Genomic DNA, 17,341 nt, shown 5'->3' on the forward strand with positions numbered 1-17,341 from the left:
CGGCGTTCGGCAGTCAGACGCGGGCCCACCCGGGTCAGGCACGGCCCATCCGAGTCAGCCGCGGCCCGCGGCCTCGGTCCGTGCGGCCCTCAGTCCGTACGCGCCAACGGGCGATCGGCCGAGGTGTTCGCCGCTCCGGTCACCACGCCGGGGTTCTGCCTGCCGGGCGCGACCGGCCACCAGGACCGCTCGCCCAGCATGGCCAGCGCGGCGGGCAGGATCAGCGCCCGCAGCACCAGCGCGTCGAAGAGCACCGCCACCGTCAGGCCGACCGCGATCTGCTTCATCTCGATCCGGTCGATGAACAGGAAGCTGATGAACACCGACACCATGATCACGGCTGCGCTGGTCACCACACTCGCCGAACCGGCGATCCCCTCGACCACCGCCTGCCGGGTCGGCACACCCCGGCTCACGGCCTCCCGGATCCGGCTCACCACGAAGATCTGGTAGTCGGTCGAGAGCCCGACGAGAATCGCGAACACCATCAACGGCGTACGGGATCCGACGAATCCGAGCGATTCGAAGCCGAGCAGTCCTTCTGCCCAGGTGCCCTGGAAGACAAGGGTGAGAACGCCCCAGGAGACCATCACGGTGGCGAGGTTGAGCAGGACGCCGAGCGCCGCGAGGACGAGGGACCGGAACGCAAAGAACATGATCGCGAGCGTCGCCACGGAGACGAAGGCGATGACGAGTGGCAGCCGCTCCTCCTGGTGCTCCGCGTAGTCCGCGCCGGCGGCGATCTCGCCGCTGACCGCGTACTCGGCACCCGGCACGGCACCGAGCGTCGCCGGGATCAGTTCCCCGCGCAGCCGCTCCAGGGACCGGGACGCCTCCTCGGAGTTCTGGGTGTACGGCACGGGGAGCCGCAGCAGTGCGGTGCGGCCGCCCTCGGCGACCGCTGTCGCCGGGGCGGCGGTCTCGACGGCGAACAGCGGGTCGCCCTCGGCGCGTTCGGCGAGGCGGGCCAGCGCGGCGGCCGGATCGTCGCCCTTCATGAGCACGAGGTGGGCGGTGCCTTCGGAGGGATAGGCGCGGGTCAGCCGGTCGTACGCGGCGACGGCCGCGACGCTGTCGGGGAAGGTCTCCTTGCCCTCCGTGCCGAGGTTCATGGTGACCGCGGGCAGAGCGAGTGCCGCGGTCGCGGCGGTACCGACGAGCAGGGTGGCGAGCGGTCGGCGCATGACAGGCCGCAACATCGCTTCCCATGCGCGCCCTTGGCCCCGGCCGACCCCCTGCCGGAGGCCGCGACGCCGGCGCGTTCGCCGGCCGTCCATGCGGTGGCCGAGCTTGGCGAGCAGTGCCGGCAGTACGGTGAGCGATCCGGCGACCGCGACCAGCGTGACGAGGATCGCCCCGGTGGAGATGGACGAGAAGATGACGTCGTCCATCAGATAGAGGCCGCCGAGCGAGAGGGCCACGGCAAGACCGGAGTCGACGACCGCGCGGCCCGAGGTGGCCGCGGCGAGTTCGACGGCGGCGGCGTGGCTGATCGTCCCGCCGCTGCGTTCGCGTTCTTCCCGAGCGCGCTTGAGGTAGAAGAGCGAGTAGTCGACGCCGACGGCCATGCCGAGCATGAAGATGACGCTGAGCGCGGCGCCGCCCGCGTCGGGGAAGGCCCACGAGGCCACGCCGTAAAGGCCCACGGCACCCGCGAAGGCGGTGAGGGCGAGCAGTACGGGGATCCCGGCCGCGAGCACCGCGCCGAAGACGACGAACAGGATGACGAAGGTGACCGGCAGACTGATCATCTCGGTGCGCTGCAGGTCCTGTCCCTGCTTGTCGTTGACACCGTTCGAGATGGACGCACTGCCCGTCTGCTCGATCCGCAGGTCCTGATGGGCCTTCTGCACGGCCGAGGTCTCCCGCAGCAGCGCGTCGACGTCCTCCTTGGCGCTCTCCTTGTCGCCGCGCAGGGTGACGGCCACCATGAGCGCGGTGCCGTCGCGGGAGGGTCGCGGCGCGGCGACGTCGACGACCGCGGGCAGGGGATCCATCCGCCGGACGGTCTCCCGCGCCGCCGCGTCCGCGCCGGCCCTGTCGAGTCGTGCGCCGTCGGGTGCGGTGATGAGGATCTGCTCGACGGGCGCGGGGGTCAGTCCGCTGTCGGCGGCGATCGCCTCGGCGCGTCCCGCTTCGCCCACCCAGAAGTCCTCGAACGTGCCCTTGTTGGTGCCCGTGGCGGCCCCCGCACCGATGCACAGCACGACGAAGGCGATCCAGGCCACCACCGCCCGCCCGGGATGGGTGGCGCACCATCGTGCGCTGCGGACCGTGATCGGAACTCTGCCCGGCATCGGGCACCTCCCCTGGAACAGCTGATCAGGACGTGTTCGTCGTGCGTGATCAGCGTCGCGTCAGAGTGTGTCCAAGTCGCTGGGGAGCGCAGGTGTCAGTCCCGGGGGCTGTCCCCACCCCGCCGGCTGGGGGTGCCCGGCCTGAGGTTCCGCGGGGGGGTCCGTGGGGGTCAGCGTGTGGTGAGGCGGAAGCTCATGCTGCCGAAGCCCACCATGTCGCCGTCCTGGACGACGATCGAGCCGGTCAGCCGACGGCCGTTGACGGTGGTGCCGTTGGTGGAGCCGAGGTCGCGCAGGACCCACACCTTGCCCTGGTGGCTCAGTTCGGCGTGCAGTCGCGAGACCGTGTCGTGGCTCAGCCGTAGTCCGTTGACGGGGTCGCGGCCGATGCGCAGCCTGTGCGGGCCCGGTTCGGGGAGGAGCAGCGGCGGCAGCTTCTCCGCCTGCCAGGCCCTGCGCAGCCGGACGGAGAACGCCGAGATGCGGCCGACCGCGGCATAGAGGCGACGCGACCAGCGGCTCTCCTCGGCGAGGTCGGCGGTGAGGGCGTCGAGGTCTTCCGGCCGCCGGGCGGCCAGGACCAGTTCCATGCGGTGCACGAAGGTCTCGTGGGACAGCCTGCCCTGGGCGGCACCCTCTCTGAGCACGCCGAGGACACGCTCGCGCTCGGCGTCCGACAGCCGTGCGGGATACGTGTGGAACTCGGAGGAGGACGTCACATTCCAGATTGTCGGGCCGAAGTACCCGAGGTGTCCAGAAGAAGAAGCGTTCCGCCGTCCGACGTCGCGGCTCTGACCTGCACGGAAGGAAGGATTCCGGTCCGGCGGCGGGGAGTTGGGGCCGAGTGCGGGCGGAGAATGCCCTGGACCGCGGCGGACCTGCCGGGCTAGGGTGATCGACGACGCCCGAGACGACGGAAGGAGGCGAGTGCCGTGCAGTCCACACGATTCCCGCGCTCCCGCCCCGCCCGTCCGGCGTTCGCTGTCTGACCGGGAGCGTTTCACGCACATCTCTTCCCGGAGGACTTCCTCATGACCGATCTGGTCATTCGCGCGCTCGACGAGAGCGACGCCCACCTTTTCGACACCCTGCCCGACCCGCTCCGCGCAGCCGAGGCGCATGCCCGCAACGTGCATCGCCCCGAGTGGAAGCGCGTCGCCCTGCGCGACGGCAAGGTCGTCGCCCGCGGCGCCTGGTGGGGCGCCCCCGACGACGAAGCACCCCTGAACATCAACTGGTTCGACGTCGCCGACGGCGAGGAGGACGCGGGCACCGAACTGCTGCGCACCTCCCCCTTCCAGGTCGAGCTGGAGATGAATCTGCCCGCCGGGTGGCGCGACGACCCGGTGACCCGGGCGGCGGGTGAGACCCGTATCCGTGCGGCGAAGGCGGCCGGTTACGAGGTTCTGGTCGAGCGGTTCATGTACCGCTGGACGCCCGAGTGCGGTCTGCCCGACAGTCCCGGACGGCTCGTGTTCGCGCCGGAGCCGGACGACGCCGTGTTCTTCGACGCGCTGAAGCGCATCCACTCCGCGACGCTGGACGCGCATGCCCTGCGTGCCGTCGCCGAGGGCGGCCTCGACCAGGCTGCGCAGGAGGAGCTGGACTTCTTCCACTGGTGCCCCTCGCCGCGCGAGTGGTGGCAGGTCGCCCGGACGCCCGGCGGCGAGTTGGCGGGCATCCACATCCCGGCGCACAACCCGGCGGGGCCGTGCATCGGCTTCATCGGGGTCGTACCGGAGCAGCGCGGCCGGGGCTACGCCTTCGACCTGCTCGTCGAGTGCACGCGCTTCCTCGCCGAGCGGGGCGCCGAGTTCATCGCGGGCGCCACCGACCAGGGCAACTTCCCGATGGCGGCGAACTTCGCGAAGGCGGGCCATCCCGTCGCACGGGAGCGGATCAACTTCGTTCCCGCAGCGGGCCGTTGATGCGGCGGGGATGTCCGGGCGGCCCCCGGACATCCCCGCGTCACCGGTTCTTCTGCGCGGCGATGGTGTCCCGGTACCAGCCGTACGAGGCCTTCGGCGTCCGCCGCAGCGTCTCGTAGTCGATGTGGACGAGACCGAAGCGCTGCGCCGCGCCCTCGGCCCATTCGATGTTGTCGGTGAGCGACCAGGTGAAGTAGCCGCGTACGTCGACTCCGGCGCTCATCGCCTCGTGCAGCGAGCGCAGATGCGCGTCGAGGAAGGCGATACGGCGTCCGTCGTCGAGGCCGTCGTAGGAGCAGCCGTTCTCGGTGACGACGACGGGTGGCAGGCGATCGCCGTAGCGGTCCTTCAGGGTGACGAGCAGTTCTCGCAGTCCGTCGGGCACGACGGGCCAGCCGAAGTCGGTGTGCTCGGCCGCCTCGATGTCCCGCAGCCCGAAGGGGAGCCCGGCGGGCATGGGGACTCCGGCGAAGCCGTCGAGGGCCTGCTCGGCGGGCGCGCCGACGCGCATGGGGTGGTAGTAGTTCACGCCGTAGAAGTCGAGCGGCTGCGCGATGACGGCGAGGTCGTCGGCGACCGTGCCCGGCATCAGGGCGGCGAAGTTCTCGTCGGGGTAGGCGCCGAGGAGAAGGGGGTCGGCGAACAGGCGATTGGTGACCGTGTCGTACAGCTCCGCGGCGAAACGGTCCTCCTCGGTCTCCCCCGCGGTCCACACGGGCGAGTGGGAGACGGCGACGCCGATGCGGTCCGCGCCGGCGGCGCGCAGCGCCTGGACGGCGAGGCCGTGGGCGAGCAACTGGTGGTGGGCCGCGGGCAGTGCGTCGAAGAGGAGCTGCCGGCCGGGGGCGTGCTCGCCGAGTGCGTAGCCGAGCAGGGTGACTTCGGCGGGTTCGTTGACCGTCATCCACATCGGTACGCGGTCGGCCAGGCGTTCGGCGACGGCCGCGGCGTATTCGGCGAACCGTTGCGCCGTGTCGCGGTTCAGCCAGCCGCCGGCCTCGTCCAGTGGGAGCGGGGTGTCCCAGTGATAGAGCGTCGGGGCGGGAGTGATGCCGTGGGCGCACAGTTCGTCGATGAGCCGGTCGTAGAAGTCGAGGCCGCGGGTGTTGACCGGGCCGCTGCCGCCGGGGACCACGCGAGGCCAGCTGACAGAGAAGCGGAACGCGTCGGCGCCCAGTCCGGCGAGCAGGGCGACGTCCTCGCGGTAGCGCTCGTAGAAACCCGTGCCTCGTGCGGCGTCGGCGCTGTCCTTGATCCGGCCTCGGGCGGCGAAGGCGTCCCAGCCGGAGGGCCCCTTGCCGTCGGCGTCGGCCGCACCCTCGGTCTGGAAGGCGGACGCCGAGGCTCCCCAGAGGAAGCCGGGCGGAAAAGCGGGCAGCGGCTCCGTCGGTGTCGGCATGGTTCGTGACCTTAATGGCCCAAGCACACCGCCAGAAGACCCCGATCTTGCCAGGATGGTCGGGACGTACGGGATCGACGGGAACGGCATCGAGGACGAGGGGACGCCAGTGCTGCTGTTCGAGGTGTGGGCGCCGCAGGCCGAGGAGCGGGTCACGCTGTGGCTGGAGGGCGAGGAGCTCCCGATGGAGCGGGCGCAGGGGCGGGCCGGCTGGTGGTTCGCCGAGGCCCCCGCGGAGGACGGCGCACGGTACGGCTTCGCGCTGGACGGCGGGGCCGTGCATCCCGATCCCCGCTCGCGCCGCCAGCCCGACGGCCCGGACGGCCTCAGCGCCGTCGTCGACCACGGCACCTTCGTCTGGCAGCGGGAATGGGCCGGGCGGGCGCTCAAGGGAGCGGTCCTGTACGAGCTGCATGTGGGCACCTACACCCACGAGGGCACCCTGGAGGCGGCCGCCGCACACCTCGGGGAGCTGGCCGAGCTGGGGATCACGCACGTGGAACTGATGCCGCTGTGCCCGTTCCCCGGTGCGCACGGCTGGGGCTACGACGGGGTGGCCCCATGGGCGGTGCACGAGCCGTACGGCGGCCCCGAGGCACTGAAACGCTTTGTCGACACGGCGCACAGACACGGTCTCGGCGTGGTGCTGGATGTCGTCCACAACCACCTCGGTCCGTCCGGCAACCATCTGCCCGCCTACGGCCCGTACTTCACCGACACCCACCACACCCCCTGGGGCTCGGCCGTCAACCTTGACGCCCCCGGGTCCGACGAGGTGCGCGCCTACTTCCTCGGGAGCGCGCTCGCCTGGCTGCGGGACTACCGGATCGACGGCCTGCGCCTCGACGCGGTGCACGCCCTGGCCGACACCCGGGCGCTGACCTTCCTCGAAGAACTGGGCACCGCCGTCGACGACCTCGCCGACGACCTCGGCCGGCCGCTGTTCCTGATCGCCGAGTCCGATCTGTGCGACCCGCGCACGACCACCCCCCGGCATGCGGGCGGCCTCGGTCTGCACGCCCAGTGGAACGACGACTTCCACCACGCGCTGCACGCCGCGCTGACCGGCGAATCCCAGGGCTACTACGGCGACTTCGCCGGCGCCCCCATGGCCGCGCTCGCCAAGACACTGACCCGCGCCTTCTTCCACGACGGCACGTACTCCACGTTCCGCGGGCGTACCCACGGCCGGCCCGTAGAGATCACCACCACACCCGCGCACCGTTTCCTCGCCTATGCGCAGACGCACGACCAGATCGGCAACAGGGCGCTGGGCGACCGGCTCTCGGCCGCCCTGTCCCCCGGACTGCTGGCCTGCGCGGCCGCCCTGGTGCTGACCGCGCCGTACACACCGATGCTGTTCATGGGTGAGGAATGGGGGGCGGGCACACCCTGGCAGTACTTCACGGACCACACCGACCCGCAGCTCGCCGAGGCCGTACGGGCGGGCCGGCGGCGGGAGTTCGGGGAGCACGGCTGGCCCGCCGAGCAGATCCCCGACCCGCAGTCGCCGGCGACCCGGGACCGTTCGTGCCTGGACCGCGCGGAACGCGGACGCGAGCCGCACGCGGGCCTGCTGACCTGGTACCGGGAACTGATCACCCTGCGTCGGACACTGCCGGACCTCACCGATCCGGACATGGCCGCGGTGAAGGTCGCGTACGACGAGCAGGCACGCTGGCTGGCCTGCCGGCGCGGCGATCTGCGGGTCGCGGTCAATCTGTCCGCGGCGCCCGCCGAGATCCCGCTGGGCGGTGGCGGCAGGATCGCGGCGGCCTGGGGGAAGGTGCAGCCGCCGGACGCGGACGGCGTGCTGCGGCTGTCGCCGGAGAGCTGTGTGGTGCTCGCAGACGCGTGATCGCCGTTCCCTCCGGAGCGCTCACGCCCCGGCCCGGTGCGGCTACTCGACGACCGCCATCTCGCGCGAGGTGGTGTTGAAGCGCCGTGCGCCGTCCTGAGTGACCGTGACGATGTCCTCGATCCGGACACCGAAGCGCCCGGGAAGATAGATCCCCGGCTCCACCGAGAAGCACATGCCGGGCACGAGCGGCTGCTCCTCGCCCTCGATCATGTACGGCGGCTCGTGGGTGGTGACACCGATGCCGTGGCCGGTGCGGTGGATGAACAGATCCCCGTACCCGGCCTCCTCGATGATCTCGCGGGCCGCCCGGTCGACGTCCTGGCAGGCAGCTCCGGGGACCACCGCGTCGACCCCCGCCTGCTGCGCCTCGCGCACCACGTCGTGGATGTGCTGTTCGGCGACGGAGGGCTCACCGACATGGACGGTTCGGGTGGTGTCGGAGCCGTAGCCGTGCTTGAGGCCGCCGAAGTCGAGCACGACCATGTCGCCGTGCACGATGGCGCGGTCGCCCGCCTCGTGGTGCGGATTGGCGCCGTTGGGTCCGGAGCCGACGACGGTGAAGTCGACCTGCGAATGCCCGAACCGCAGCAGCAGCGCCGCGAGATCGGCGGCCACGTCGGTCTCCTTGCGGCCGGCGAACGGCACCTTCAGGATCTCCCCGTACGCCTGGTCCGCCGCGGCCCCGGCCGCCTCGAGCCGGGCGAGTTCGTGCGCGTCCTTCACCGCGCGCAGCATGGGCAGCGCCTCGGTGAGCGGGATGTACGAGGTGGCCGGAAGAGTCCCCTGCAGACCGAGCAGGTGCATGGCCCACGTGTTGTCGCTGACCGCGAAGCGGCCGGAGCGGGCGAGCATCGGTGCGACGGCGGCGTACGGGTCCTTGCCGTCGGTCCAGTCGCGCACGGTCAGCGCGGGGGCGCCGGTGGCCCCCTCGGCGTCGGGGGCCTCCAGGGTGGGCACGACGAGGACGGGGTCCTCGCCGGCACGGAGCACGAGAACGGTGAGCCGTTCGGTGGCCACGGGACGGTAGCCGGTGAGGTGGATCAGATCGGGTCCGGGCGCGACGAGCACCCCGTCGAGCCCCGCGTCGTCGGCGGCCTCGGCCGCCCGGGTCATCCTCGCGCGGTAGTCGTCGGCGGTGAACGGCGTCGGCGTGCTGGTCATGGGGCCTCCTGCCTGGACTGCGGTCTCCTGCTCGACCGCCCTGCCTTCTGGATCGGACCGTCCTGCCCGCCATCCTCCTCGGGCCGGTGGTGCTGCGCGAGCCGCGGTCAGGCCTCGTCGGCTCCCGGCCCGTTCTCCTCGGCGACGAGCCGTTCCAGCAGGGCGTGGAACTCCTCCCCGATCATGATCTTCAGCCCTTCGCCCTCCTCGTCGCGGTCGCTGAGCTGGGTGAGGGTCCCGTCGCGCCACCAGTAGACGTACGGGCTGATCGCGCCGGGGGTGTCCTCGTAGCCGGTGGCGGCGAACGACGCCATGGCGTTCAGGGCGGCGACCATGCCGGTGTCGTGGATGGCGTGGAAGGCGAGCTGGTGACGGAACGGCATGGCGACGAGCGCGCCGTCGGCCGTCAGCTCCTCGCCGGTGACCTGCCGGACGACGGACTCCAGCGCCAGAACCCGACTCGCGGTGTAGAACGAGTCCCCGAGCACGACCTCGAAGCGCATGCCCTCGGTGTCCGCGACGGTCTCGTGTGCCTCGACGGGCAGTCCGCGGAGGTTGTAGAGAGCCTGGTCGCGCAAGTAGGGCAGATCACCGAGCGGTTCGAGCGCCTCGTCGGTGAGCATCATGACGCTCTCGGGGAGATCGAGCGCGAGGATCTCGAACAGGCCCGGGGCGACCTGGCGGGCGTAGGCGAAGTTCTTCGCGTCGAGCCCCTCGCCGCCTATGACACGCGGATAGAGCTGGGCGCGGATCTGCTCGGCGGACAGGGTCTCCAGTGCGGACGGGGCGTCCATCGTGCGCAGCACCATGCCGACATGCTGGTGGACCAGTTCGGACCAGGAACGTGGTGCGCGTTCGTCGTTGTGGCAGACGGCCGCGAGGTTCCCGAGGCCGAACTGACGGCCCGCGCTGTCGGACACCATGTCCGCGTAGACGGTCACTTCCAGGCCCTGTTCGGCGAACGCCTCGCGCACGTAGCCGCGGAAACGCGCGCCTTCGTCGACGGAGAAGAAGGCGAATTCGGGGTCGCGCGGCGTATCTCGTCCGTCACGCTTCGGCCCCCGCCGGAACAACCCCACGCCGACCGCCCTCCGTACGCACCCCGTGTCCTTCCTTCGAGCCTACCGAGCGCAGGTGAACGGCGGGATGGGGGCCCTTCCACTACCGCATCGCGACCACGAGGTCCGCGCGGTCCCGGCCGCGGCCGATCAGCCGCGCGTTGGGCTCGTCCGACTCCCGCACCCAGCGTTCGGCACGGGGGCGCTCCTTGCCGTACCGCACATGCCGGTCGACCAGGCGGCCCACCCGGATCTCCTGGTCGAGTTCGAGGAACCACACCTCGTCGAGGAGAGGGCGGACACGCGCCCAGTGGCCTTCGTCGTGGAGGAGGTAGTTGCCCTCGGTGACGACGAGCGGGACGTCCGCGGCCACCGGGACACTGCCCGCGACGGGCTCCTCCAACGACCGGTCGAAGGCGGGCGCATAGACGGTCGTGCCCTGCTCGGGTTCGCGCAACCGGACGAGCAGGGCGGCGTAGCCGGCCGCGTCGAAGGTGTCGGGGGCGCCTTTGCGGTGGGCGCGGCCGAGGCGTTCCAGCTCGCGCTGGGCGAGGTGGAAGCCGTCCATGGGCACGAGGACGGCGAGGCCGTCCAGAGCGGCCGCGAGACGGGCGGCGAGGGTGGACTTGCCGGCGCCGGGAGCGCCGGCAAGGCCCAGGATGCGGCGGCGGCCGGGCTCCGCGAGGGCGCGTGCGCGGTCCAGGAGGTGCGGCGGGAGCGGCTGGGCGGGCATGCCGAGGATTGTCCCATCCCGGTCATACGTATAACGTGGACACATGTCGTTCATCGCCCTGGTCACCCTCGTCGTCCGCGACTACGACGAGGCCATCGCCTTCTACACCGACGCCCTCGGCTTCGATCTGGTCGAGGACACGGACCGCGGGGACTCCACACGCTGGGTGGTGGTCCGCCCGCCCGGTGCCGCCGGCGGCACGGGCCTGCTGCTGGCCCGCGCCGGCGACGACGCCCAGCGCGCGAGCACGGGCGCCCAGACGGGCGGCCGGGTCGGCTTCTTCCTGCACACCGACGACTTCGCACGCGATCACGCACGGATGACCGCGGCGGGCGTGCGTTTCCTGGAGGAGCCACGGCACGAGCCGTACGGATCGGTCGCGGTCTTCGAGGACCTGTACGGCAACAAGTGGGACCTGCTGCAGCCCAAGTAGGCTGCGGGCGCATGACCGACCCTGCTCTCGAACGGCTGCGTGAGTGCCCGGACCTGGCCGAACTGGCCGCCTTCCCCTTCGACTTCGACATCGGTCGCGCCTGCCACGTGGAGGACGTGCATCTGGCGTCGGGAGCGCCGCTGGAGCCGGTGGCCGGGGACGACACCGGGGGCACGTACTTCGTCTGCGAGGACGGTGCGGTGCTGCACGCGTCCTCCGAGGGCGAGGCGGTCCTGCTCGCCGGCAGTGTCACCGAGGCGCTGGAGATCCTCATCAGGCTGCCGGAGTGGTGCGAGGGCATCACCCCGGACCTCGACGAGGCGCAGTTGTCGGCCGCGGTCCGCGAGGGGGACGACGAGGCGCGGGAGGAGTTCGCCCCCGAACTGGACGCCCAGCGGGCGGCGTTGCTCGCCGGACTGGACCTGCCCGACCGGCCTCTCGTGGAACTCGCCGCGATGATGGAGTCGGCCACGCGGCGCACCGAGCCGCACTACGTGCTGCTCAACTCCCGGGAGCTGTTGGCGTACCGCCTGCCCGGCGACCCGGCGCGCCACTCTCTGCGCGATGTGGCCCTCGCGCCGGGGCGGAAGGCGCTGGGGCGGATGCGCGCAGGCGCGCCCGGCGCCTGGGCGGAGGTGGGCGCGGACCCGGTGCTGCGGGCCGGAGTGGTGAGGGCGGCGCAGTACGACCGCAGAGGGAGCGATCTACCGCTGCTGCGCTTCCTGTTGGGCGGCGGGAACACCGAGCGGACCGAGCGGTTCGAGGAGCAGCGGCTGGCGGCGGCACTGGTGGGCATGCACGGGCACGCGGAGGACGTGGCGCTGCTCCGGGAGGCCGTCGGCGGGTGGTTCACGGACGCCGCCGGGGCCGTCGAGTGGGCCCGCGACATGGACGCGAAGCATTACGGCGAAGACCCCACGGCGGAGAGCGAGTTCACCTGGATCGAGCTGGCCCGCCGCCAGGGCCGCATCGAGCACGCCCGGGTGGCACTGATCCGCATGCTCGCCGACACGGGCCCGCACGCCGAGCGGCTGAAGCAACTGAGCCGGGCGCTGGAAGGGCTCGGTGACTACGGTCAGGCGGCACGCGCCCAGTTCAATCTGGTGTCACTGCAGGACAGGGCCTGGGACGTGGCGGTGGAAGCCCACATCCTGGCCCGGCTGGAACGCCTCAAGGGTGATCTGCCGGCGGCACGGCGGGCACTGGAACGGACACGCGCGGCTGTCGGACTCGGTGGCACCGCACCGGACGGCACGGCGTCACGGTGGCACCGCCTGGCACTGGGCCGGTCGATCACCGAGCAGCATCTGGAGCTCGTGCTCGCGGCCGTCGAGGCGGGCGAGAGCGACCTCGCCCTGGAGACGATGACCCACGGCAAAGTCCTGCTGCGCACGATCGCCAAGCACTTCCGTGCGTCGCTCGGCGAGCTGCCGGCCCGGGCGACGTGGGCGGTCGCCCGCCTCGGCAGGGCGCCGTCGTAAGCGCCCTGCCGGTGAAGGCCTCCGCCCTGCGACTGTGGCGCCACCATGACGCCACCCGTCGGAGGCCGTCGATAAGCCCCCGCCACTGAAGCGGCAGCCCGCAGACCGCGACCGGTGAGCTGCACACCGGTCCCGCCGACACCGGTTCGCCCGCCCTTGCTATCACCCGGAAACACCGTCACCGTGCTGGAGCGCCGATTCGTGAACGCCCCGGAGGGTGACCAGCAGCCGAAGGCGCGGGCCGCTCGCTGTGGCTCAGGGGAAGCAGGCGACCCCCCTGGCGTCGAGTCCGGCCCGCAGTGCGACCACGGTTTCCTCTGGGACGTCGGCAATGCCGGACACCCCGGGCGTCTGCGTGAGCCCCAGCGATGCCTGAAACTTGGTGAGGGCAGCTCGGGTCCCCTTCCCCACGATTCCGTCGAGCCCATTGGGGTCGGAGTCGAGTGTCTCCAGTGCCGTCTGCAGCCCGATCGTCAGGTTCAGCGGAACGGGATGATCCCCTGAGCGCATGCCGTCGTCGAGCCTGCGCACGGGGTCGAACACGAGCCTGCCGAGATCACCGTCCGGGAGGGTCGTCACCCAGCCCGCGAGGGTGAAGAGCAGACCGTTTCGCACGTTGCGCGGGATGATCCCCGGGTTTCCGGCCTCCGTCATCCTGCACTCCTGCGCCATGGTCAGCCAGTCCCCGGACGCGGCGGCGGCCTGGAACTTCGGAAAGCGGAAGAGCGGGCCCATGGCCCAGGCCATGCTGAGGAGGCCGAGCTGTCCGTCGGCCGGCCATCCGTCGTACCCCGCGAACATCTCGCGTCCCCGCAGGGAGTTCTCGAAGGAGTCCAGCTTGCGCGTCACGAGCGCGTCGATCGCCTGCTGAGAGATCCGCAGCCGTGTCACGGACCCCTTCTGATCTGTCGTGGCCAGGGCCGTCCCACTGAACTTGACCTTTCGGTACTCCTCCTCGATCTCGGCCTGGTCCGCCGGTGCGCGGGTGTCCTTGTCGAACCAGTCCAGGGTGAAAATGTCGGGGAGTGGGGTCGGGTTGCTGCCGAAGGCCGACGGGTCGTCGGCATCCAGCAGATTGCCCACGCCGGTGGACACGAGGCCCTTCACGTCCAGGTACATGAAGTCGAGGCGACCCTCGAGCGGCTTGCTGAACGGCATGAACGCTTCTCTCACGCTCTGGTGCATCGCGGGCTCCTCTCGGCGCCGTCCCACGGAACGGCCGGACTCAGCATTCGTCGACGCCTGGCAGCCAGGCATCGGGATGGTCCACGAAGATGTTGGACACGTAACCGCCCAGGTCCGGGACGAAGGACCAGGCGTCATTGGTGAGGCCCGCGGCACGAACGAGGTCGCCATGCGTCTGGCACTGGACGTGGACCCGAGTGGGCCCGGGCAGGATCCTGACGACAGCAGCGTCGAGACGCGGCGCTGCGCGGACGTTGACCGAGGTCCCCCAGGTCGTGAACATCGCCCGGCTCGCGTCGTCGTCCCCGTCGCTCGGCACCTCCCCGAGCGTCGGGACGGCCCACGGGCTGCTGTCGTCGCAGACCGGATCGGCCACGACGGACAGGTGGAAGTGCCGGGTGTGCGGATTGGTGCCGTTGTACGGATTCCACTGCCAGGACCGCGAGTCCAGGATCAGTCCGTTGGCGATGATGTACTTGATCCTCCGGTCCCGCGTGTCGGCCAGTTCACGGGTGAAGGGGCCGATGTCGACGCCGTTCACCAGGTCGTGCGTGAAGTCCCTCGCGGTGACGATGCCCGGCCCGTACCAGGGGTTGTGGTCACTGTCGCGTTTCTGGTGGTCCGCGTCCCCGATAGCCCCGTCGCTCGCCCTGTCGCGGTGGGGGAATCTCCCGTCGATCTGGCGCAGCAGCACATCCAGGCTGTGCGCAACTCTCCATGACATGGGAAACACCTTCCTCGAGTCGCAGCGGGGCGGCCCGCGTTGGACCTCTCCGTGGTCACGGGCCGGTCGTCGCACGGCCGACCGGCGGAGGGGCGGGTGGAGGCGCCGACAGGGGCCCCAGGGGAGCCAAGGGCTGAACCCCGCCGGATTGGGCCGCGTTCGTCGCGGCGCGGATGCCGAAGTATGCGGTCGTCATGGCACTGATCGCGGTGAACGCGCTGGTGAGGACCGCAACGGCATCGGAACCGTCCACATTGGTGACGCCCCAGATCGCCGCCGCCGAAATGGCCAGGTCTCCCACGCCTACGACGAGCAGGCCGGCCCATGCCCGGATCTTCTGGATCCTGCTCTCCGTCTGGTCGCCCGTCCCGTCCATGCTGTCCTCCTCGTGTCCGTGCACGCGGCCCGGTCGTCAGCGGCGGGAAGCCATCAGGAGATGCCGATACGTGCAAGCTCCTGCCCGAGTTCTTCCACCGCCGTTGCGGCGGAGGAACGGGTGAAGCTCCCGGTCTCCGGCGCGGCGGCCGCGCCGAGCAACGTGCCGGACTCCAGCCCGAGCGCACGCACCGCGTTGGGCATCCCGGCGCCGGAGCGGCGCGGGTCACCGAAGTCGAGCGGATCGCAGCTGTCCCGCAGAATCTGGAACAGCCGCTCCACCCGAGCCTCGTTGCGGGTGGCGAACTGCTCCTGGAAGTCGGGGTGGTGTGCCAGTGTCAGGGCGGCAAGGCTCGCGACATGGGGGGCCGCCATCGACGTCCCGTCCTGCGCGGCGTACCCCTGCGGCGGCACCGAGGAGATGACCGCCACTCCGGGAGCGCAGACATCGACCGCCGGGCCGTGGGAGCTGAACTTCCCGGAGAAGTAGCCCTCGGCGGTGGGCTCGCCGAACACCTGGAAGGCGTGGGAGCTGTCCTCCGGGCACTCGCCCATCTTGCCCATGGCGGCGACGGTCAGCACAGTGTCGAGTGATCCCGGGAAGAGGACCTGGTCAGTGCCGTTGTTCCCGGAGGCGGCGATGCACGCCATGCCGATGCCGCGGCCCGCCGCGATCTTCTGTGCGACCAGCGGCGAGTGCTCCCCGGTGCCGAGGCTGAGGTTGACCACATCGATGTTGTGCTCGATGCAGTAGTCCAGGGAGGCGAGCAGGGCGCTGATGCGTCCGCCGGGGAAGATCCTGCACGCATGAATCTCGGCTTCCGTGGCGGAGCCGATGATTCCCGTACCGGTGTCGGCACCCGCGATCGTGCCCGCGCAGTGCGTTCCGTGGCCGATGACGTCGACGCTCCAGTCCCCGCCTTCCGCCGCGTCCACACCGCCGACCACCCGGCCCGCGAGGTCGGGGTGGGATGTCGCGATGCCTGAGTCGATGACCGCGACCTTGATTCCATGGGCGCGGTAGGAGGGCGGAATGCGATCGAGGTGCATCGCCCGCTGCCCCCAGCCGAACATCTGGCGGCCGGGAAAGTCCGGCACGGTCTGGTCCAGCCGCGCCAACGTGACCACGTTGTCCCCGTCGGTGACCAGTTGGGGTCGCATCAGCCAGCGGTCCCAGTGACCCTGCTCGGCCTTGACGTAGACGGCGTTGATCGATCCCGGGGTTTCCCCGTTGAGGGAGATGACTACGCGTCCGTCCGGGCCGGTGACGCCCTGCGCGGGCCACGCAGACCCTCTCAGTGACACCGTCGCCTGCGGCACCGGAGCGCCGTCACTGCCCCGGACGGAGAACGCCAGGCTGAGCGTGCTTGCCAGGAGTGGCACGGCTGCGGGTTGCACGACCTGGGCGTCGTCCGAGGACGCCACGGGCATGCCGTAGATCAGTCGGCGGTCGCGCTCCACGTGGATCTCGACGTCCTGGTTGAGTCGGCGGGCCCGCTCCTCCGTCATCGTGAAGATCCCGACTTCCGGAAACGCGTTGCCCTCCGACAGAGTCTGGAGCCGCTCACTGGGCACGATGTGTCCGCACAACTGGACGTCCGTTTCGGCTGCGAGCCGGTCGAAGACCGACTCGGGCGGCACGGGGCTCACACCCTGCGGCAGTACCGCACCGGGCAGTGGTGCCACCAGCCAGCGCAGGGGGCGCTCCCGCACTTCGTTTTCCTGTTCCGATGTGTCGGGGCTGAACTCACTCATGGGTGTCTCCGCTTTCCTGGCGCGGTGTCGAGGGGAAGTCGGGGGTCACGGTGTCGCCCTGTCGAGGCGCTCCACCATGGCCCCCATGTCCGGGAGGGCTACGCGTACGGTTCGAGCGGCGCATCGGCCTCGATCGTCACCGCGGGATTGGCCCGGCGTAGCAGCTCCGCGTGAGCGGCTGTCATGTCGATGAGGAGAAGGGTCGGTTCCTCGGCGGAGCCGTGGTGTCCGCGGACGGTCACCTCCGGATCACGGGCCAGTTCGGCCGCGAGGAGGCGCAGTACCGCCGGATCACCGGCGCCGATGATGTGGGGGAGGCGGGGCTGCTCGGGCCGACCGCCGGCCGACCCGAGCTCCATGTCAGGGCTCACAGCGGCGGCAGTGTCGGCTGCGCGGCACGCGATTCCTCGAGCTTCCGCCCCACGGCCATCACCTGGGAGAGGCACTCCTCGTACTGCCCCTCGCCGTACAGCCTGGCCGCCTGCCTGAGCGTGGGTACGACCTCCGCGAGTTGCGGTACGTCCAGCACGGCGCGCTGCAGCCAGAGATGGATCCGACGGAGTACTCCCGCACACATGCCTTGCACAACATCCCGGGATTCGGGCGAGAGCACAGGGCCCGCCCCGGTGAGGCTTGCGGTGCTCACGCCTACCTCCAGCCGGCCCCGGCGTTCATCGGCTGACCTGCTCCGACAGCGCCGGTGCCGCCCTGCGGCTGCGAGAAGGACGGCTGGCCCTGGGGCGCGCTCAGGTTCTTGACGGCGTTACCGACCATGTCCACCAGGCCCGGCAGGAACTTGACGAGTTCGAAGAACTGCGGGTCGATCTGCTGCGACTGGCCGGCGGCGGTGGCCATCTGCGGCTGCCCCTGGGGCGCGCTCAGGTTCTTGACAGCGTCGCCGACGATCTCCACCAGGCCCGGCAGGAACTTGACGAGCTCGAAGAACTGCGG

Annotated in this window: 17 protein-coding genes; 4 read left to right on the forward strand and 13 right to left on the reverse strand. The window is 71.0% G+C overall.

What is annotated here, in order from left to right; genetic code table 11:
* Window positions 1-89: 89 nt before the first annotated feature.
* Both AC067Z_RS35270 and AC067Z_RS35275 read right to left on the reverse strand, forming a co-directional pair.
* Window positions 90-2,297, reverse strand: coding sequence for an MMPL family transporter (locus tag AC067Z_RS35270; protein ID WP_478793721.1), 2,208 nt, complete (start codon window positions 2,295-2,297; stop codon window positions 90-92).
* A 170-nt stretch (window positions 2,298-2,467) separates the two neighbouring features.
* On the reverse strand, window positions 2,468-3,016 hold the full coding sequence (locus tag AC067Z_RS35275; RefSeq protein WP_478793722.1) for a DUF1707 and FHA domain-containing protein: 549 nt from the start codon (window positions 3,014-3,016) through the stop codon (window positions 2,468-2,470).
* A gap of 312 nt (window positions 3,017-3,328) precedes the next feature.
* Here AC067Z_RS35275 and AC067Z_RS35280 point away from each other — a divergent pair, with 312 nt between their 5' ends.
* Entirely contained in the window at window positions 3,329-4,225 is an 897-nt protein-coding gene (locus AC067Z_RS35280; protein WP_478793723.1) for a GNAT family N-acetyltransferase, read from the forward strand.
* Window positions 4,226-4,265: 40 nt separating this feature from the next.
* Here AC067Z_RS35280 and AC067Z_RS35285 read toward each other — a convergent pair whose 3' ends face one another.
* A complete protein-coding gene (locus tag AC067Z_RS35285; RefSeq protein WP_478793724.1) occupies window positions 4,266-5,624 on the reverse strand; it encodes a GH1 family beta-glucosidase in 1,359 nt (452 codons plus the stop codon).
* Between the two features lie 55 nt (window positions 5,625-5,679).
* On the opposite strand from AC067Z_RS35285, the gene treZ reads away from it, so the two are divergent.
* On the forward strand, window positions 5,680-7,482 hold the full coding sequence (gene treZ, locus AC067Z_RS35290; protein ID WP_478793725.1) for a malto-oligosyltrehalose trehalohydrolase: 1,803 nt from the start codon (window positions 5,680-5,682) through the stop codon (window positions 7,480-7,482).
* 42 nt (window positions 7,483-7,524) lie between these two features.
* Here the strand turns inward: treZ and AC067Z_RS35295 are convergent, their stop codons facing one another.
* From AC067Z_RS35295 to AC067Z_RS35305, 3 genes are all read right to left on the reverse strand, one after another.
* Complete coding sequence (locus tag AC067Z_RS35295) at window positions 7,525-8,646, reverse strand: M24 family metallopeptidase (protein WP_478793726.1); 1,122 nt, start codon at window positions 8,644-8,646, stop codon at window positions 7,525-7,527.
* Between the two features lie 107 nt (window positions 8,647-8,753).
* A complete protein-coding gene (locus tag AC067Z_RS35300; RefSeq protein WP_478793727.1) occupies window positions 8,754-9,725 on the reverse strand; it encodes a hypothetical protein in 972 nt (323 codons plus the stop codon).
* 82 nt (window positions 9,726-9,807) lie between these two features.
* Complete coding sequence (locus tag AC067Z_RS35305; RefSeq protein WP_478793728.1) at window positions 9,808-10,437, reverse strand: nucleoside/nucleotide kinase family protein; 630 nt, start codon at window positions 10,435-10,437, stop codon at window positions 9,808-9,810.
* Between the two features lie 43 nt (window positions 10,438-10,480).
* Between AC067Z_RS35305 and AC067Z_RS35310 the strand changes: the two genes are divergently transcribed.
* A complete protein-coding gene (locus tag AC067Z_RS35310) occupies window positions 10,481-10,870 on the forward strand; it encodes a VOC family protein (RefSeq protein ID WP_478793729.1) in 390 nt (129 codons plus the stop codon).
* A gap of 11 nt (window positions 10,871-10,881) precedes the next feature.
* Window positions 10,882-12,351, forward strand: coding sequence for a hypothetical protein (locus AC067Z_RS35315; RefSeq protein WP_478793730.1), 1,470 nt, complete (start codon window positions 10,882-10,884; stop codon window positions 12,349-12,351).
* Window positions 12,352-12,606: 255 nt separating this feature from the next.
* Here the strand turns inward: AC067Z_RS35315 and AC067Z_RS35320 are convergent, their stop codons facing one another.
* From AC067Z_RS35320 to AC067Z_RS35350, 7 genes are all read right to left on the reverse strand, one after another.
* On the reverse strand, window positions 12,607-13,536 hold the full coding sequence (locus tag AC067Z_RS35320) for a peptidoglycan-binding domain-containing protein (protein WP_478793731.1): 930 nt from the start codon (window positions 13,534-13,536) through the stop codon (window positions 12,607-12,609).
* 40 nt (window positions 13,537-13,576) lie between these two features.
* On the reverse strand, window positions 13,577-14,260 hold the full coding sequence (locus AC067Z_RS35325; protein ID WP_478793732.1) for an SH3 domain-containing protein: 684 nt from the start codon (window positions 14,258-14,260) through the stop codon (window positions 13,577-13,579).
* A 55-nt stretch (window positions 14,261-14,315) separates the two neighbouring features.
* On the reverse strand, window positions 14,316-14,636 hold the full coding sequence (locus AC067Z_RS35330) for a hypothetical protein (RefSeq protein ID WP_478793733.1): 321 nt from the start codon (window positions 14,634-14,636) through the stop codon (window positions 14,316-14,318).
* A 53-nt stretch (window positions 14,637-14,689) separates the two neighbouring features.
* Complete coding sequence (locus AC067Z_RS35335; protein WP_478793734.1) at window positions 14,690-16,390, reverse strand: S8 family serine peptidase; 1,701 nt, start codon at window positions 16,388-16,390, stop codon at window positions 14,690-14,692.
* Window positions 16,391-16,488: 98 nt separating this feature from the next.
* Window positions 16,489-16,761, reverse strand: a complete 273-nt coding sequence (locus tag AC067Z_RS35340; protein WP_478793735.1) for a hypothetical protein — start codon at window positions 16,759-16,761, stop codon at window positions 16,489-16,491.
* Window positions 16,758-17,036, reverse strand: a complete 279-nt coding sequence (locus AC067Z_RS35345; RefSeq protein WP_478793736.1) for a hypothetical protein — start codon at window positions 17,034-17,036, stop codon at window positions 16,758-16,760. Before AC067Z_RS35345 ends, AC067Z_RS35340 begins: the two co-directional genes overlap by 4 nt.
* A 2-nt stretch (window positions 17,037-17,038) precedes the next feature.
* The coding region (locus tag AC067Z_RS35350; RefSeq protein WP_478793737.1) for a hypothetical protein at window positions 17,039-17,341 on the reverse strand (303 nt) is incomplete at its 5' end.

The organism is Streptomyces sp. NPDC043812, from assembly GCF_056436245.1.

Excerpts from the sequence above, each read along its gene's own strand:
- AC067Z_RS35270 (WP_478793721.1), bottom strand. The coding sequence starts at position 2,297 with ATGCCGGGCAGAGTTCCGATCACGGTCCGCAGCGCACGATGGTGCGCC.
- AC067Z_RS35280 (WP_478793723.1), top strand. The coding sequence starts at position 3,329 with ATGACCGATCTGGTCATTCGCGCGCTCGACGAGAGCGACGCCCACCTT.
- AC067Z_RS35285 (WP_478793724.1), bottom strand. The coding sequence starts at position 5,624 with ATGCCGACACCGACGGAGCCGCTGCCCGCTTTTCCGCCCGGCTTCCTC.
- treZ (WP_478793725.1), top strand. The coding sequence starts at position 5,680 with ATGGTCGGGACGTACGGGATCGACGGGAACGGCATCGAGGACGAGGGG.
- AC067Z_RS35295 (WP_478793726.1), bottom strand. The coding sequence starts at position 8,646 with ATGACCAGCACGCCGACGCCGTTCACCGCCGACGACTACCGCGCGAGG.
- AC067Z_RS35305 (WP_478793728.1), bottom strand. The coding sequence starts at position 10,437 with ATGCCCGCCCAGCCGCTCCCGCCGCACCTCCTGGACCGCGCACGCGCC.
- AC067Z_RS35310 (WP_478793729.1), top strand. The coding sequence starts at position 10,481 with ATGTCGTTCATCGCCCTGGTCACCCTCGTCGTCCGCGACTACGACGAG.
- AC067Z_RS35315 (WP_478793730.1), top strand. The coding sequence starts at position 10,882 with ATGACCGACCCTGCTCTCGAACGGCTGCGTGAGTGCCCGGACCTGGCC.
- AC067Z_RS35320 (WP_478793731.1), bottom strand. The coding sequence starts at position 13,536 with ATGCACCAGAGCGTGAGAGAAGCGTTCATGCCGTTCAGCAAGCCGCTC.
- AC067Z_RS35325 (WP_478793732.1), bottom strand. The coding sequence starts at position 14,260 with ATGTCATGGAGAGTTGCGCACAGCCTGGATGTGCTGCTGCGCCAGATC.
- AC067Z_RS35330 (WP_478793733.1), bottom strand. The coding sequence starts at position 14,636 with ATGGACGGGACGGGCGACCAGACGGAGAGCAGGATCCAGAAGATCCGG.
- AC067Z_RS35335 (WP_478793734.1), bottom strand. The coding sequence starts at position 16,390 with ATGAGTGAGTTCAGCCCCGACACATCGGAACAGGAAAACGAAGTGCGG.